Raw genomic sequence first — 15,726 nt, 5'->3', positions numbered from 1 at the left:
GACGGAGACCCCAGCACAGCAGAAGTACCAACTGCACTTGCATTAAGGGGAAGCCATGACAGCGACGACCGACGGAAGCGCCGGGGCCACGCGGCCCCGGGGCGCCGCGGCCAGCGAAGCGACCGCACCACCTCCCGGCGCCGACGCGGTGCTGGCCGCCGCCCGGCGGGCCGCCGAGCGCGGCGCCGAGCACCTGCTCGGCAGGCAGGACGCCCAGGGCTGGTGGAAGGGCGACCTGGAGACCAACGTCACCATGGACGCCGAGGACCTGCTGCTCCGTCAGTTCCTCGGCATCCAGGACGAGAAGACCGTACAGGCCGCCGCGCTCTTCATCCGCGGCGAGCAGAGCGCGGACGGCACCTGGGCCACCTTCTACGGCGGTCCGCCCGAACTCTCCGCCACCGTCGAGGCGTACGTGGCGCTGCGGCTCGCCGGGGACCTGCCGGAGGACCCGCACATGGCGCGCGCCTCGGCCTGGGTCAGAAGCCAGGGCGGCATCGCCCGCTGCCGCGTCTTCACCCGGATCTGGCTGGCCCTGTTCGGCTGGTGGAAATGGGACGACCTGCCGGAGCTGCCGCCCGAACTGCTCTTCCTGCCCAAGTGGTTCCCGCTCAACATCTACGACTTCGGCTGCTGGGCCCGCCAGACGATCGTGCCGCTCACGGTGGTCTCCGCCAAGCGGCCGGTGCGGCCCGCGCCCTTCGCCCTCGACGAGCTCCACAGCGACGCGCGCGACCCCGACCCCGCCCGGAAGTCCGCCCCCGCCACCAGCTGGCACGGCGCCTTCCAGCGGCTGGACAAGGCCCTGCACCTCTACCACCGCGTCGCCCCGCGCAAGGTGCGCCGGGCCGCCATGAACACCGCGGCCCGCTGGATCGTCGAGCGGCAGGAGAACGACGGCTGCTGGGGCGGGATCCAGCCGCCCGCCGTCTACTCGGTGATCGCCCTGCACCTGCTCGGCTACGACCTCCAGCACCCGGTGATGCGCGCGGGGCTGGAGTCCCTGGACCGGTTCGCGGTGTGGCGCGAGGACGGCGCCCGGATGATCGAGGCGTGCCAGTCCCCGGTGTGGGACACCTGTCTGGCCACCATCGCGCTGGCCGACGCGGGGCTGCCCGCCGACCATCCGGCCCTGGTCAAGGCCGTCGACTGGATGCTCGACGAGGAGATCGTCCGGCCCGGCGACTGGGCGGTGCGCAAGCCCCAACTGCCGCCCGGCGGCTGGGCGTTCGAGTTCCACAACGACAACTACCCGGACATCGACGACACCGCCGAGGTGGTGCTCGCGCTGCGCCGGGTGCGCCACCCCGACCCCGACCGGGTCGAGGGCGCGATCGCCCGGGCCGAGCGCTGGACGCTCGGGATGCAGTCCCGCAACGGGGCCTGGGGCGCCTTCGACGCCGACAACACCAGCCCGTTCCCGAACCGGCTGCCGTTCTGCGACTTCGGCGAGGTCATCGACCCGCCGTCGGCCGACGTCACCGCGCACGTGGTGGAGATGCTGGCCGTCGAGGGCCGCTCCCACGACCCGCGCACCCGGCGGGGCATCGAGTGGCTGCTCGCCGAACAGGAGCCGTTCGGCGCCTGGTTCGGCCGCTGGGGCGTCAACTACGTCTACGGCACCGGCTCGGTGGTCCCGGCCCTGACCGCCGCCGGACTGCCCCTGTCGCACCCCGCGATCCGGCGGGCCGTGCGCTGGCTGGAGTCGGTGCAGAACGACGACGGTGGCTGGGGCGAGGACCTGCGCTCCTACCGCGAGGAGAAGTGGATCGGGCACGGCGCCTCGACCGCCTCCCAGACCGCCTGGGCGCTCCTCGCGCTGCTGGCGGCGGGGGAGCGGGAGAGCGAGGCGGTCGAGCGGGGCGTCGCCCATCTCGCCGCGACCCAGCGGGAGGACGGCTCCTGGGACGAGCCGTACTTCACGGGCACCGGCTTCCCCTGGGACTTCTCGATCAACTACCACCTCTACCGCCAGGTCTTCCCGCTCACCGCACTCGGCCGCTACGTCCATGGAGAACCGTTCTCCCCCGGCGGTCGCAAGGGGATCCGATGAACCTCGGACCCGGTGTCCCCGAACCCGCCCCGCTGCTGGTCTCCTGCGCCCTCACCATCGAGGAGCTGGCACTGCGCAGCGGCGGCCGGGGCCGCACCCCCGGCCAGGTGGTGACGGTGCTGCGCAGCGGCATGGGGCCCCAGGCCGCCGAGCGGGCCGTGCTGCGCGGCCTCGGCTCGGCGGGGCACCAGGAGGCGGCCGTGATCGCCTCCGGATTCTGCGCCGGCCTGGCCCCCGGGATGCACCCCGGTGACCTGGTCGTCGCCCAAGAGACCCGCGACCCGCGCGGCACGACTCCATGCGTGGGTACGGAGGTGCTGGCCAAGGCGCTCAGTGCGGCGCTGCCCGGCCGTACCGTGCACACCGGTCCGCTCATCGGCTCCGATCACATCGTCCGGGGTCAGGAGCGGTCCGAGCTGCGCGCCACCGGGGCGATCGCCGTGGACATGGAGTCCGCGGCGACGCTGTGGAGCGCGGTGAGGGCAGGAGAGCGCCCGGTTGCGGCCGTACGGGTGGTCGTGGACGCTCCAGAACATGAACTCGTCCGGATTGGCACGGTACGCGGTGGAATATCGGCTTTCCGCGTTCTTCGTGCCGTCCTTCCCGCTTTCTTTGAATGGCACCGTTCTTTGCCGCTCCCCAGGAGGTGAGCCAGATGGCCATGCCGCTTCGCCAGTCCATCAGGGTCGGGACCTATCTCTTTGAACAGAAGCTCCGCAAGCGAGAGAAGTTCCCGCTCATCGTCGAGCTGGAGCCGCTCTTCGCCTGCAATCTGAAGTGCGAGGGCTGTGGAAAGATCCAGCACCCGGCCGGGGTCCTGAAGCAGCGCATGCCGGTGGCCCAGGCCGTGGGAGCGGTGCTGGAGTCGGGCGCCCCCATGGTCTCCATCGCGGGCGGCGAGCCACTGATGCACCCTCAGATCGACGAGATCGTGCGCCAGTTGGTGGCGAAGAAGAAGTACGTCTTCCTCTGCACCAACGCCCTGCTCCTGCGCAAGAAGCTGGAGAAGTTCACCCCGTCCCCGTACTTCGCGTTCGCCGTGCACATCGACGGGCTGCGCGAGCGGCACGACGAGTCGGTGGCGAAGGAGGGGGTGTTCGACGAGGCGGTGGCGGCGATCAAGGAGGCCAAGCGCCGCGGCTTCCGGGTCACCACCAACTCCACCTTCTTCAACACCGACACCCCGCAGACCATCATCGAGGTGCTCAACTTCCTCAACGACGACCTCCAGGTCGACGAGATGATGATCTCGCCCGCGTACGCCTACGAGAAGGCGCCCGACCAGGAGCACTTCCTGGGCGTCGAGCAGACCCGCGAGCTCTTCAAGAAGGCGTTCTCCGGCGGCAACCGGCGCCGCTGGCGGCTCAACCACTCACCGCTCTTCCTGGACTTCCTGGAGGGCAAGGCGGACTTCCCGTGCACGGCGTGGGCGATCCCCAACTACTCGCTCTTCGGCTGGCAGCGGCCCTGCTACCTGATGAGCGACGGGTACGTGCCCACGTACCGCCAGCTCGTCGAGGAGACGGACTGGGACAAGTACGGCCGGGGCAAGGACGACCGGTGCGCCAACTGCATGGCGCACTGCGGCTACGAGCCCACCGCCGTGCTGGCGACCATGGGGTCCCTCAAGGAGTCGCTGCGCGCGGTCCGCGAGACCGTGCAGGGAAACCGCGGGTGACGTGATGGACGCCCAAGGACCGGTATCCCTGGGTCTTCCGACGCCACCGGCCCGGCCGCTCGCGATGCGCCGCACCTCGCGGCGCATCCAGGTCGGGACGGTGGCCGTCGGGGGCGGCGCCCCCGTTTCGGTGCAGTCGATGACGACGACGCGTACGTCGGACATTGGTGCGACGTTGCAGCAGATCGCGGAGTTGACGGCGTCGGGTTGTCAGATCGTGCGGGTGGCGTGTCCGACGCAGGATGATGCGGATGCGTTGGCGACGATTGCGAAGAAGTCGCAGATTCCGGTGATCGCGGATATTCATTTCCAGCCGAAGTATGTGTTCGCGGCGATTGATGCCGGGTGTGCGGCGGTGCGGGTGAATCCGGGGAACATCAAGCAGTTCGACGACAAGGTGAAGGAGATCGCGCGGGCGGCGAGGGATGCGGGGACTCCGATCCGTATCGGGGTGAACGCGGGTTCGCTGGATGCGCGGCTGCTGAGGAAGTACGGGAGGGCGACGCCGGAGGCGCTGGTGGAGTCGGCGCTGTGGGAGGCGTCGCTGTTCGAGGAGCATGGTTTCCGGGACATCAAGATCTCGGTGAAGCACAACGATCCGGTGGTGATGGTCGAGGCGTACCGTCAGCTGGCGGCGCGGTGTGACTATCCGTTGCATCTGGGGGTGACGGAGGCGGGTCCGGCGTTCCAGGGGACGGTCAAGTCGGCGGTGGCGTTCGGGGCGCTGCTGAGTCAGGGGATCGGTGACACGATCCGGGTTTCCCTGTCGGCGCCGCCGGCGGAGGAGATCAAGGTGGGGATCCAGATCCTGGAGTCGTTGAATCTGCGGCAGCGGCGTCTGGAGATCGTGTCGTGTCCGTCGTGCGGGCGTGCGCAGGTGGATGTGTACAAGCTGGCGGAGGAGGTCACGGCGGGTCTGGAGGGTATGGAGGTGCCTTTGCGGGTCGCGGTGATGGGGTGTGTGGTGAATGGTCCGGGTGAGGCGCGTGAGGCTGATCTGGGTGTGGCGTCGGGGAACGGCAAGGGGCAGATCTTCGTGAAGGGCGAGGTCATCAAGACGGTGCCCGAGTCGAAGATCGTGGAGACGCTGATCGAGGAGGCGATGAAGATCGCCGAGCAGATGGAGAAGGACGGCGTGACCTCCGGCGAGCCGTGCGTCACCGCGCGGGGCTGACCGGCACCACCGAGAGCTGAACGGGATCCGAAGGGGGCTCCAGCGTGACGATCTTGGAGAATGTTCGGGGGCCGCACGACCTACGGGCGCTGAAGAGCGCCGAACTCGCCGAGCTGTCCCGGGAGATCAGGGAGTTCCTGATCCACGCGGTGGCACGGACCGGGGGCCATCTGGGGCCCAATCTGGGGGTGGTGGAGCTCTCCATCGCCCTGCACCGGTCCTTCGACTCACCCGTCGACCGCATCCTGTGGGACACCGGCCACCAGAGCTATGTGCACAAACTCCTCACCGGACGGCAGGACTTCTCGAAACTGCGCTCCAAGGGCGGGCTCTCCGGCTACCCCTCGCGCGCCGAGTCCGAGCACGACGTCATCGAGAACAGCCACGCCTCCACCGTGCTGGGCTGGGCCGACGGCCTCGCCAAGGCCAACCAGGTGCGCGGCCGGGCCGCCCACGTCGTCGCCGTCATCGGCGACGGGGCACTCACCGGCGGCATGGCCTGGGAGGCCCTCAACAACATCGCGGCGGCCCGCGACCGGCCGCTGATCATCGTCGTCAACGACAACGAGCGCTCCTACGGACCCACCATCGGCGGCCTCGCCAACCATCTGGCCACCCTGCGCACCACCGACGGCTACGAGCGCTTCCTGTCCTGGGGCAAACAGGTCCTCCAGCAGACGCCGGTGGTGGGGCGCCCGCTGTACGAGTCGCTGCACGGCGCCAAGAAGGGCTTCAAGGACGCGTTCGCGCCGCAGGGCATGTTCGAGGACCTGGGGCTGAAGTACCTGGGGCCCATCGACGGTCACGACATCGAGGCCGTCGAGTCGGCGCTGCGGCGCGCCAAGCGCTTCCACGGCCCGGTCCTGGTGCACTGCCTCACCGAGAAGGGGCGCGGCTACCAGCCCGCCCTGGACGACGAGGCCGACCGCTTCCACGCCGTCGGCGCCATGGACCCGCTGACCTGTCTGCCGCTGGCCCCGGCCGGCGGCCCCTCCTGGACCTCGGTCTTCGGCAGCGAGCTGGCCGCGCTCGGCGAGGAGCGCGAGGACGTCGTGGCGATCACCGCCGCGATGCTGCACCCCACCGGGCTCACCGCGTTCGCCGAGCGCTTCCCGGACCGGGTGTGGGACGTCGGGATCGCCGAGCAGCACGCGGCCGTCTCGGCGGCGGGCCTGGCCACCGGCGGGCTGCACCCGGTGGTCGCCGTCTACGCCACCTTCCTCAACCGCGCCTTCGACCAGGTGCTGATGGACGTGGCCCTGCACAGGTGCGGGGTGACGTTCGTGCTGGACCGGGCCGGGGTCACCGGGGTCGACGGCGCCTCCCACAACGGCATGTGGGACCTCTCCGTACTCCAGGTCGTGCCCGGACTGCGCATCGCCGCCCCGCGCGACGCGGCCCAGCTGCGGGCCCAGCTGCGCGAGGCCGTCGACGTCGATGACGCCCCGACCGTGCTGCGGTTCCCCAAGGAGTCGGTCGGCCCGGACGTCCCGGCCCTCGGACGGATCGGCGCGATGGACGTGCTGCGCCGCGACGAGGACGCCGACGTGCTGCTCGTCGCGGTCGGGGTGCTCGCGCCCGTCTGCCTCCAGGCCGCCGAGCTGCTTTCCGGGCGCGGCATCGGCTGCACGGTGGTGGACCCGCGCTGGGTCAAGCCCGTCGACGAGCAGCTGGCGCCGCTGGCCGCGCGGCACGCGCTGGTCGCGGTCGCGGAGGACAACAGCCGCACCGGGGGCGTCGGCTGGGCCGTCGGGCAGGCGCTGCGGGACGCCGGGGTGGACACCCCGCTGCGCACCTTCGGCATCCCCGAGCAGTTCCTCGCGCACGCCAAGCGCGCCGAGGTGCTCGCGGACATCGGGCTCACCCCGGTGGAGATCGCGGGACGGATCAGCGCCGCGCTGGCGGCGCGCCAGGACGCCGCCGCGGCGGCCGAGAAGGAGAACGACGGATGACCGACGGCGAACCCAAGGGCTTCGACCTGGCCCGGCTCCTCGCCGAGCGCGGCGCGGAGCGGTACGAGCTGCACGGCAGATACCTCAACCACCAGCTGCCGCGCATGCTGCACACCATCGGCTTCGACAAGGTCTACGAGCGGGCCGAGGGCGCGTACTTCTGGGACGAGAAGGGCCAGGACTACCTGGACATGCTCGCCGGCTTCGGGGTGATGGGGCTGGGCCGCCACCACCCCGTCGTCCGCAAGGCGCTGCACGACGTGCTGGACGCCTCGCTCGCCGACCTCACCCGCTTCGACTGCCAGCCGCTGCCCGGCCTGCTGGCCGAGAAGCTGCTGGCGCACAGCCCGCACCTGGACCGGGTCTTCTTCGGCAACAGCGGCACGGAGGCGGTGGAGACCGCCCTGAAGTTCGCCCGGTACGCCACCGGCAGGCCCAGGGTCCTCTACTGCACGCACGCCTTCCACGGGCTGACCACCGGCTCCCTGTCGGTCAACGGCGAGTCGGGGTTCCGCGACGGCTTCGCCCCGCTGCTGCCCGACACGGCGGTCGCGCTGGGCGATCTCGACGCGCTGGAGCGGGAGTTGAAGAAGGGCGACGTGGCCGCCCTGATCGTCGAGCCGATCCAGGGCAAGGGCGTGCACGAGGCGCCGCCCGGCTATCTGCGAGCCGCCCAGGAGCTGCTCCACCGGCACAAGGCGCTCCTGATCGCGGACGAGGTCCAGACGGGCCTGGGCCGCACCGGCGACTTCTACGCGTACCAGCACGAGAGCGGCGTCGAGCCGGACCTGCTGTGCGTGGCCAAGGCGCTCTCCGGCGGCTATGTGCCGGTGGGGGCGACCCTGGGCAAGGAGTGGATCTTCAAGAAGGTGTACTCGTCGATGGACCGCGTCCTGGTCCACTCGGCGAGCTTCGGCTCCAACGCCCAGGCGATGGCGGCCGGGCTGGCCGTGCTCTCGGTGATGGAGGACGAGGGCGTCGTCGCCAACGCCCGGGCCACCGGCGCGCTCCTGAAGTCCCGCCTCGCCGCGCTGGTCGACCGCTACGAGCTGCTGCACGACGTGCGCGGGCGCGGGCTGATGGTGGGCATCGAGTTCGGCAAGCCCTCCTCGATCCGGCTGCGCGGACGCTGGACCATGCTCCAGGCGGCCCGCAAGGGCCTCTTCGCGCAGATGGTCGTGGTGCCGCTGCTCCAGCGCCACCGCATCCTCACCCAGGTCTCCGGCGACCACCTGGAGGTCATCAAGCTCATCCCGCCGCTGACGATCGGCGAACGCGAGGTGGACCGCTTCGTCGAGGCGTTCACCGCCGTGATGGAGGACGCCCACGGTGGCGGCGGACTGATGTGGGACTTCGGCCGGACACTGGTGAAGCAGGCGGTGGCCAACCGCTAGGTGCTCGGGAATTTGCCTCTGGGGCAAAAAGTTTGCCCCAGAGGCAAGAATCCGGCTGAATGGGGTGCATGAGCACTCCCGCCGAAGGCGTCGGGGAGCCGTCCGGACCGGCGCTTCCCGATGTCGCCCCGCGCCTGCGTGACCTGCGGCGGCGCCGCGGTCTGACCCTGGAGGCCGCCGCTCCCAGGGCCGGGCTCTCGCCCGCGCACCTCTCCCGTCTGGAGACGGGCGCCCGCCAGCCCTCGCTGCCGATGCTGCTGGCGCTCGCCCGTACCTACGGTACGACGGTTTCCGAGCTGCTGGGTGAGATGCCGCCCGAGCGCGAGCCGGTGATCCGGGGCGGCCGGGCCGAGCCCGCCGAGGCCGACGGCTGGACCTACCACCGGGCCGGGCACTCCGGCCGGGCCATGCAGGCCCTGCGGGTGCAGGTCCCGTACGGCACCCAGCGCGAGCTCGTCCGAGTCCACCCCGGTGAGGAGTGGCTCTACGTCCTGTCCGGGCGGCTGCGGCTGGGCCTGGGCGATGCCGTGCACGAACTCGACCCCGGTGACAGCGCGCACTTCGACTCGCTCACCCCGCACCGGATCTCCGCCGTCTCGCACGGCGGGGCCGAGTTCCTGTTCGTCCACACCCTGCTCCAGAGCCCCGATCCGCATCCGCACCACCCGCACGGCTGAGAGGTACGCACATGTCGCAGAACTCGTCGGGACCCTCCGGAGCGAGCACCCAGGAGACGAAGTTCCCCCGGGGCCTGGTGGTCCGGCTCTTCGCCTATCTGATCGCGGGCCACATCTTCGCGGCCTTCCTCTATCTCCTGTTCACCGTCGGCAAGTGAGCGCCCCCGGGGCGCTGCCGCACGGGCTCTAGACCGCGTCCTCGACGAGGCGGTCGCGCAGCCGCTCGCGGGTCTCGGGGGAGAGCCCGAGCCCCTCGGCGAGATAGCGGTCGGTGGTGCCCCAGGTCTCCTCGATCGTGTCGAAGGCGGCGCGCAGATACTCGGCGCGGGCGTCGAAGAGGGGGTTGAGCAGCTCCACCACCTCGGCGCTCAGCCCGGCCGGGGAGCTGTCGCTGCGGTGCATCTTGTAGCGGCGGTGCGGGTCGTTGGACTTGAGGTAGTCCGCCTCGATGGCGTCCCGCTCGACGCCCACCGCGAGCAGCGAGACCGCGATGGAGAGCCCGGCGCGGTCCTTGCCGGCCGCGCAGTGCATCAGCGCCGGGACGCTGTCCTCGGCGAGCGCGTGCAGCACCCGGCTGTGCTCGGCGGTGCGCTGCCGGATGATCGTGCGGTACGAGTCGGCCATCCGGTCGGCGCCGCGGCTGCCGGAGAGGACCGACCGCAGCTGGTCGAGGTCGCCGTCGCGGACCATCTTCCAGAACTCCGCCCCGTCGGCGGGGTCGGTCAGCGGTATGTTCACGTTGCGCACGCCCGGCAGCTCGACGTCGGGGCCTTCCAGGCGCTGGTCGGCCGCGTTGCGGAAGTCGAAGACGGTGTGCAGGCCGAGGCCGGCGAGGAAGGCCGCGTCCGCCGCCGTCGCGTGCGCCAGGTGACCGCTGCGGAAGAGTCGGCCGTGCCGCACCTGGCGGCCGTCGACGGTCGGGAGTCCGCCCACATCACGGAAGTTGCGCACCCCGGAGAGCTCGGGTTCGGTCGAATCGGTCGAAGGGGCCTGCGGAGTCTGCTGGGTCACGGGGGCTCCTGATGTGGTCATAGACGCTCGCGCTGGATCATCCCGACGATACGACATGGATTCCCGGGGCAATCATCTCGGCGGACCGGCGGGAAAGCGACCCCCGCGCACCCGTTGCCCCGGCTGGCCCCGGCCCCCGATCCTGTCTCTGGTGTTCGTGCCTGTTCGTATGTGCGCGGAATTGAGGGATCGCGATGATCGAAACCGGTGGCGGGGGAGGGCTCTGGCTCCTCACGGGCCGCACCAGTGGTTATGCCCTGCACCTCACGGACCGTGCGGAACTGCTGCACCTGCACTGGGGCCCCCGGCTGACGCTCGCGGACGCCGAGGAACTGGCCGCCGAGCCGCAGCGGCCCCCCTGGCCCTTCGAGTCACCACTGGATGGCCGGGAGGAGTACGTGGTGGAGGGCGGCCCCCGGTTCGTGCGCCCGGCGCTCTCCGTGCGGACCCCGGACGTACGGGGGACGCAGTGGCGCTTCGAGGGCGTGCGGGTGGACGCGGACGCCGACGAACTGCGCCTGCGCTTCACCGACCCCGTGCACCGGCTCGGGATCACCCTGCACTACCGGATGCGCGACGACAGCGATGTGGTCGAGCGCTGGACCACCCTGCGCCACGAGGGCGCGCCCGGCGACCCGCACGTGGAGGTGCTGCGCGCCGACGCCGCCGTCTGGACCCTGCCCGCGCGGGACGGCTGGCGCCTCGGCCAGCTGCACGGCCGCTGGGCCGCCGAATCCCGGCTCGTGCGCTCCCCGCTCACCCCCGGCGACAAGGTCCTCGGCAGCCGCCGGGGCCACACCGGCCACCAGCACCTGCCGTGGGTGGCCCTGGACGCCGAGGGCGCCGCCACCGAGGAGAGCGGCGAGGTGTACGGCTGCGCCCTCGGCTGGTCCGGGTCCTGGCGCATCGCCGTACAGCACCTGCCGGACGGCGGGGTGCAGATCGGCGGGGGCGCCGGGTACGACGACTCCGGGCTGCTGTCGCTGGCGCCCGGCGAGTCGTACACCAGCCCCGTCTTCGCCGGGCTGTGGAGCGCCGGCGGCTTCGGCGGCGCCAGCCGGGAGTGGCACGCCTGGCAGCTGGCCCGGGTCGTCCCGGACGCCGGGCGCACCCGGCCGGTGCTCTTCAACTCCTGGGAGGCGACCGGGTTCGACATCGGCGAGCCGCAGCAGCGCGCGCTCGCGCGGCGGGCCGCCGCGCTGGGCGTGGAGCTCTTCGTCGTCGACGACGGCTGGTTCGGCGCCCGCACCCACGACGGGGCCGGACTCGGCGACTGGACGCCCAACCCGGACCGCTTCCCCGGCGGTCTGGGGCCGCTCGCCGACGAAGTGCACGCGCTGGGCATGGAGTTCGGGATCTGGGTGGAGCCGGAGATGGTCAACCCGGACAGCGCCCTGTACCGGGCCCACCCGGAGTGGGTGCAGCACCACCCCGGGCGCGCCCGGACCGAGTTCCGCAACCAGCTGGTGCTCAACCTGGCCCGCCCGGACGTGCGGGAACACCTCTGGGAGCAGCTGGACGGCCTGCTGTCGGGCGCGCCCGTCGACTATGTGAAGTGGGACTTCAACCGCTGCTTCACGGACGCGGGCTGGCCCGGCGAGGCGTATCCGGCGCGGCTGTGGACCGCGCACGTGCACGGGCTGTACGGCCTGCTGGACCGGCTGCGGGCGGCCCACCCCCGGGTCGCCTTCGAGTCCTGCTCGGGCGGCGGCGGCCGGATCGACCTGGGGATCCTCTCCCGTACGGACCAGGTGTGGACCTCCGACAACACCGACCCGCTGGACCGGCTCGCCATCCAGCACGGCTTCAGCCAGCTGCACCCGGCCCGGGTGATGGCCGCCTGGGTCACCGACAGCCCCAACACCCAGCTCAACGGCCGCCGCAGCAGTCTGCGGTTCCGGTTCGTCAGCGCGATGGCCGGGGTGCTGGGCATCGGCGGCGACCTCACCCGCTGGAGCGAGGCCGAACTCGCCGAGGCGCGCGACTGGGTGGCGCTGTACAAGGAGATCCGCGAGGTGGTGCAGCTCGGTGCCCAGTACCGGCTGCGCGCGCCGAGCGGCGGGCTGAGCGCCGTCCAGTACGTGCGGGGCGGGGAATCCGTCGTCCTCGCGCACCTCCAGGCCCAGCACCACGGGGAGCGGCCCCCGCCCGTACGGCTGCGCGGTCTGGATCCGGCGGCGGCCTACCGCTGCGAGGAGACCGGGGCCGTGCACGGGGGAGCGGTATTGCTGCACCGGGGCCTGGAGACGGGGCTGCGGGGCGATCTCGACGCGGCGGTGTTCCGGTTCCGGCGGGTGTGAGCGGATCAAGGAAAGCGAATTCAAGATCCGAATGCGGTGGAGATCCGCGGCGACCGCCTCGGGTGATTTCCCCGGGTGTTTTCCCGGAGCGAGATGCTCGCCAAAACTGGACAGAACGGGGCGTTGGTGTGCATGGCGGATGAATCAGGGTGGAACTTTCGCCCGGATTGGGCGATTTGACAAAACCTGTCCATCTCCCCGGCGGGACGGGGAGGTTGCCCGTGAGCAGCGTCATATCCGTGACGTTCCGTGGTGGCGGCCCCGAATGAATTCCCCCGTCCGGCCGGGCCTGTTGAGAGTTCCGGTCGACGCAGGGTGACCGCAATTCCCCGGTCAATTACGGGCCGGGAATGCGGACGGCGAATGGGCACTTGTCGCGGCCCGCCGTACTCGCTTACGGTCACCGCAATCCGGGTGGACCGCCGAATCCTGCCACCGTCCGGAATCCGCACTCATCCACGCCCGGCAGGAGCGGGGGACCCAGGTAGTCGCCGTACCGGAATTCCGGCACGGCTCGGGGTGAAGCCGGAGCGCCGCACTCGGTGCCGAGGCCGGGCATCTCCCGCCCGAACCCGACAGCTCACCTCGCAGGCGCCGGAGAGGAATCCGCCATGCCCGCGAAGGGTAAGCACCGCCGTCCCAAGTCCAGCCCCGTCACCCGGGGCATGGTCGCCGCCGGCACCGGCGGCGCCGCACTCGCCATCCCGCTGCTCGGTGCCACCGGCGCGCACGCCGCCGCCAAGCCGGCCGCCCCCGTCGCCGCGCCGCAGACCGTCCGCGCCGCCGCTCCGGCCGCGGCCCAGCAGGCCGCCCCCGCCACGTACGAGGTGAAGTCCGGCGACTGCCTCTCCCGGATCGCCGAGGACCACCGGCTCGGCGACTGGCACCGGCTCTACCGGGACAACCGTGACGTCGTCGGCGCCGACCCGTCGCTGATCCGGCCGGGCATGAAGCTGACCCTCGGCGCCAAGCCCCGGGCCGCCGCCCCGCAGGACACCGCGCGCACGTCCGCCGAGCGGGCCCCGGCCACGGACCCGTCCGCCTCCGGGGCGGCCCCGGCCGAGGCCGCGACCACGGCCACCACCGGCCAGGGCACCGCCTCCGGCTTCCGCGCCCCGCTCGACAGCGTCAGCATCGGCACCCCCTACCGCATGGCCGGGTCGATGTGGTCCAGCGGCTACCACACCGGCGTGGACTTCGCGGCGGAGACCGGCACCCCGGTGAAGGCCGTCGGCGCGGGCACGGTCGTCTCGGCGGGCTGGGGCGGCGCGTACGGCAACCAGGTCGTCGTCCGGCACGCCGACGGCATGTACTCCCAGTACGCCCACCTCTCCCAGCTCGCGGTGGCCGAGGGGCAGAGCGTCACCGAGGGGCAGCAGCTCGGGCTCTCCGGCGCGACCGGCAACGTGACCGGCCCGCACCTCCACTTCGAGATCCGCACGACCCCCGACTACGGCTCGGACGTGGACCCGCTGGCCTACCTCCGCCAGCAGGGCGCCAGCCTCTGACACCCCGTCATCAAGTGCGCTCCCGGTCCGTATTCCCGTCGGCGAAAACTGACCGGGTGGCCTATATCACCCCTCGTCAACCCCTCCTTACGGTCGCGTAGGTCACATCCGTAAGGGAAAGATATGGTCTCGTGGCAGACGATTCGAGATCATTCAGCAGCGGTACGTTCGGGTCGTACACGGCGATCGGCGACAGCTTCACGGAAGGCGTCGGCGACCCCGGCCCGGACGGGGCGTTCGTCGGGTGGGCGGACAGGTTCGCCGTGCTACTGGCAGACCAGCGACCGGAGGGGGCCTTTCGCTACGCCAATCTCGCGGTCCGCGGCAGGCTCCTCGACCAGATCGTCGAGGAGCAGGTGCCGCGGGCCAAGGAGCTCGCGCCCGACCTGGTGAGCTTCTGCGCGGGCGGCAACGACATCATCCGGCCGGGCAGCGATCCGGACGACGTGGCCGAGCGCTTCGAACGCGCGGTGGCCGATCTGAAGAGCGCGATCCCCACGGTCATGGTGACCACCGGGTTCGACACGCGCGGGGTGCCCGTCTTCAAGCACCTGCGGGGCAAGGTCGCCACCTACACCGCGCACGTGCGGTCCATCGCCGACCGCTACGACTGCCCGGTGCTCGACCTGTGGTCGCTGAAGTCCGTGCAGGACCGGCGCGCCTGGGACGACGACCGGCTGCACCTGTCGCCGGAGGGGCACACCCGGGTCGCGCTGCGCGCCGCCCAGGTGCTCGGCCTCGACGTGCCGGCCGACCCCGACCAGGAGTGGCCCCCGATGCCGCCGCGCAACACCCTCGAAGTGCGGCGCGACGACATCCACTGGGCGCGCGAGCACCTGGTGCCGTGGATCGGACGGCGGCTGCGGGGTGAGAGCTCGGGCGACCACGTGGAGCCCAAGCGCCCCGACCTGCTGCCCCTCTGACGGACCGTCACGGCGGACGCACGGCTCGGCACCCGGGCTCCGGACGGGCCCTCAGCCGTGCAGCAGCGCGCGCTCCGTCTCCGGGTCGAGTCCGACCCGGGGACGGTCCGGCCGCTGCGGCGCCTCGCCGCCGATCGACTCCAGCCACGCCCAGGTGTCCGCGACCGTCTCCGCGACGGGCCGGCAGCGCAGCCCCGACAGCACGGCCTTCCACACGTTCGAGCGGTGCATCGTGTCGTAGAGCTCGCCCGGCGGGATCCACACCGGCAGATGGTTCCACGGCTCGACCCCGGCGGCCAGCACCGGCTCCGGGTCCGTCCAGCGCAGCTCGGCCGCGCCCCCGGTGACCCGCGCGCACGCTTCGAGCAGCTCGCCCATGGTGGTGTGGTCCTGCGGGCAGACCAGGTTGTACGGGCCGCAGAGCCCGAAGTCGGCGGCGCTGACGATCCACTCCGCCAGATCGCGCACGTCGATGAACTGCACCGCCAGCTCGCGCGGCCCCGGGGCGAGCACCGCGCCGCCGCGCGCCATGCGGCCCAGCCACCACGGCAGCCGGCCGATGTTCTCCCAGGGCCCCAGGATCAGCCCGGCGCGCACCAGCAGCGACCGCTCCGGCCCGAACTCCTGGACCGCCGCCAGCTCGCCGCCCCGCTTGGCCCGCGCGTAGTCCACCTCGCCCCCGTCGTCGGGCGAGCCCTCGACCAGGGGCGCGCTCTCGTCGGCCCCGGCCGGGCTCGGGTGCGCGTACACCGACCGGCTCGACACGTACACGTACCGGGCCGCGCGGCCCTGTGCCAGCAGCCGTGCCGCGTCCCGGACCGCCGACGGCGCGCCCGACCAGGTGTCCACCACCACGTCCCACCGCCCGTCGGCGAGCGCGGCCAGACCGCCCTCGGCGGTCCGGTCGCCGTGCAGCGCGGTCACTCCCTCGGGCGGCTCGTGGCGGCCCCGGTGGAAGACGGTCACCTCGTGCCCGCGTGCCCGCGCGGCCTCGGCGACGGCCCGGCCGACGAACTCCGTCCCACCCAGTATCAGCAGCTTCATGCGGCAACTGTG

Annotated in this window: 13 protein-coding genes and 1 riboswitch; of the genes, 11 read left to right on the top strand and 2 right to left on the bottom strand. The window is 71.9% G+C overall.

The window, feature by feature from the left end; all coding sequences use genetic code 11:
• Positions 1–55 precede the first annotated feature (55 nt).
• From shc to AB5J87_RS05995, 8 genes are all read left to right on the top strand, one after another.
• On the top strand, positions 56–2,053 hold the full coding sequence (gene shc / locus AB5J87_RS06030; protein WP_369374748.1) for a squalene--hopene cyclase: 1,998 nt from the start codon (positions 56–58) through the stop codon (positions 2,051–2,053).
• The gene (locus AB5J87_RS06025) at positions 2,050–2,703 is read left to right on the top strand and encodes a 1-hydroxy-2-methyl-2-butenyl 4-diphosphate reductase (RefSeq protein WP_369374746.1); all 654 of its coding nucleotides are present in this window, start codon (positions 2,050–2,052) and stop codon (positions 2,701–2,703) included. Before shc ends, AB5J87_RS06025 begins: the two co-directional genes overlap by 4 nt.
• 5 nt (positions 2,704–2,708) lie before the next feature.
• On the top strand, positions 2,709–3,731 hold the full coding sequence (gene hpnH / locus AB5J87_RS06020; protein ID WP_369374744.1) for an adenosyl-hopene transferase HpnH: 1,023 nt from the start codon (positions 2,709–2,711) through the stop codon (positions 3,729–3,731).
• A 4-nt stretch (positions 3,732–3,735) separates the two neighbouring features.
• Positions 3,736–4,905: a flavodoxin-dependent (E)-4-hydroxy-3-methylbut-2-enyl-diphosphate synthase gene (ispG, locus tag AB5J87_RS06015; RefSeq protein WP_369374742.1), complete on the top strand. Its 1,170-nt coding sequence runs from the start codon at positions 3,736–3,738 to the stop codon at positions 4,903–4,905.
• 44 nt (positions 4,906–4,949) lie between these two features.
• Complete coding sequence (dxs, locus tag AB5J87_RS06010) at positions 4,950–6,857, top strand: 1-deoxy-D-xylulose-5-phosphate synthase (RefSeq protein WP_369374740.1); 1,908 nt, start codon at positions 4,950–4,952, stop codon at positions 6,855–6,857.
• Positions 6,854–8,251: an aspartate aminotransferase family protein gene (locus tag AB5J87_RS06005; protein ID WP_369374738.1), complete on the top strand. Its 1,398-nt coding sequence runs from the start codon at positions 6,854–6,856 to the stop codon at positions 8,249–8,251. Before dxs ends, AB5J87_RS06005 begins: the two co-directional genes overlap by 4 nt.
• Before the next feature lie 68 nt (positions 8,252–8,319).
• Positions 8,320–8,928 carry a helix-turn-helix domain-containing protein gene (locus tag AB5J87_RS06000; RefSeq protein ID WP_369374736.1) on the top strand — a complete coding sequence of 203 codons (609 nt, stop codon included), beginning with the start codon at positions 8,320–8,322 and terminating at the stop codon, positions 8,926–8,928.
• An 11-nt stretch (positions 8,929–8,939) separates the two neighbouring features.
• A complete protein-coding gene (locus AB5J87_RS05995) occupies positions 8,940–9,086 on the top strand; it encodes a DUF6126 family protein (RefSeq protein ID WP_369374734.1) in 147 nt (48 codons plus the stop codon).
• A gap of 28 nt (positions 9,087–9,114) precedes the next feature.
• Here AB5J87_RS05995 and AB5J87_RS05990 read toward each other — a convergent pair whose 3' ends face one another.
• Positions 9,115–9,960: a tyrosine-protein phosphatase gene (locus AB5J87_RS05990; RefSeq protein ID WP_369374732.1), complete on the bottom strand. Its 846-nt coding sequence runs from the start codon at positions 9,958–9,960 to the stop codon at positions 9,115–9,117.
• 173 nt (positions 9,961–10,133) lie between these two features.
• Between AB5J87_RS05990 and AB5J87_RS05985 the strand changes: the two genes are divergently transcribed.
• From AB5J87_RS05985 to AB5J87_RS05975, 3 genes are all read left to right on the top strand, one after another.
• Entirely contained in the window at positions 10,134–12,239 is a 2,106-nt protein-coding gene (locus AB5J87_RS05985; RefSeq protein ID WP_369374730.1) for an alpha-galactosidase, read from the top strand.
• Between the two features lie 443 nt (positions 12,240–12,682).
• Positions 12,683–12,846, top strand: a riboswitch (cyclic di-AMP (ydaO/yuaA leader).
• A gap of 4 nt (positions 12,847–12,850) precedes the next feature.
• On the top strand, positions 12,851–13,747 hold the full coding sequence (locus AB5J87_RS05980) for a peptidoglycan DD-metalloendopeptidase family protein (RefSeq protein WP_369374728.1): 897 nt from the start codon (positions 12,851–12,853) through the stop codon (positions 13,745–13,747).
• Positions 13,748–13,878: 131 nt separating this feature from the next.
• On the top strand, positions 13,879–14,670 hold the full coding sequence (locus tag AB5J87_RS05975) for an SGNH/GDSL hydrolase family protein (protein WP_369374726.1): 792 nt from the start codon (positions 13,879–13,881) through the stop codon (positions 14,668–14,670).
• Positions 14,671–14,721: 51 nt separating this feature from the next.
• On the opposite strand, the gene AB5J87_RS05970 is transcribed toward AB5J87_RS05975, so the two are convergent.
• Positions 14,722–15,714, bottom strand: coding sequence for an NAD-dependent epimerase/dehydratase family protein (locus AB5J87_RS05970; RefSeq protein WP_369374724.1), 993 nt, complete (start codon positions 15,712–15,714; stop codon positions 14,722–14,724).
• Between the last annotated feature and the right edge of the window lie 12 nt (positions 15,715–15,726).

It is taken from the genome of Streptomyces sp. cg36 (genome assembly GCF_041080675.1).
GTDB lineage: Bacteria > Actinomycetota > Actinomycetes > Streptomycetales > Streptomycetaceae > Streptomyces.
Note: the sequence above shows the minus strand (reverse complement) of the source record. Positions and strands in the feature narration are given on the sequence as shown.

Excerpts from the sequence above, each read along its gene's own strand:
- shc (WP_369374748.1), top strand. The coding sequence starts at position 56 with ATGACAGCGACGACCGACGGAAGCGCCGGGGCCACGCGGCCCCGGGGC.
- AB5J87_RS06025 (WP_369374746.1), top strand. The coding sequence starts at position 2,050 with ATGAACCTCGGACCCGGTGTCCCCGAACCCGCCCCGCTGCTGGTCTCC.
- hpnH (WP_369374744.1), top strand. The coding sequence starts at position 2,709 with ATGGCCATGCCGCTTCGCCAGTCCATCAGGGTCGGGACCTATCTCTTT.
- ispG (WP_369374742.1), top strand. The coding sequence starts at position 3,736 with ATGGACGCCCAAGGACCGGTATCCCTGGGTCTTCCGACGCCACCGGCC.
- AB5J87_RS06005 (WP_369374738.1), top strand. The coding sequence starts at position 6,854 with ATGACCGACGGCGAACCCAAGGGCTTCGACCTGGCCCGGCTCCTCGCC.
- AB5J87_RS06000 (WP_369374736.1), top strand. The coding sequence starts at position 8,320 with ATGAGCACTCCCGCCGAAGGCGTCGGGGAGCCGTCCGGACCGGCGCTT.
- AB5J87_RS05995 (WP_369374734.1), top strand. The coding sequence starts at position 8,940 with ATGTCGCAGAACTCGTCGGGACCCTCCGGAGCGAGCACCCAGGAGACG.
- AB5J87_RS05990 (WP_369374732.1), bottom strand. The coding sequence starts at position 9,960 with ATGACCACATCAGGAGCCCCCGTGACCCAGCAGACTCCGCAGGCCCCT.
- AB5J87_RS05985 (WP_369374730.1), top strand. The coding sequence starts at position 10,134 with ATGATCGAAACCGGTGGCGGGGGAGGGCTCTGGCTCCTCACGGGCCGC.
- AB5J87_RS05980 (WP_369374728.1), top strand. The coding sequence starts at position 12,851 with ATGCCCGCGAAGGGTAAGCACCGCCGTCCCAAGTCCAGCCCCGTCACC.
- AB5J87_RS05970 (WP_369374724.1), bottom strand. The coding sequence starts at position 15,714 with ATGAAGCTGCTGATACTGGGTGGGACGGAGTTCGTCGGCCGGGCCGTC.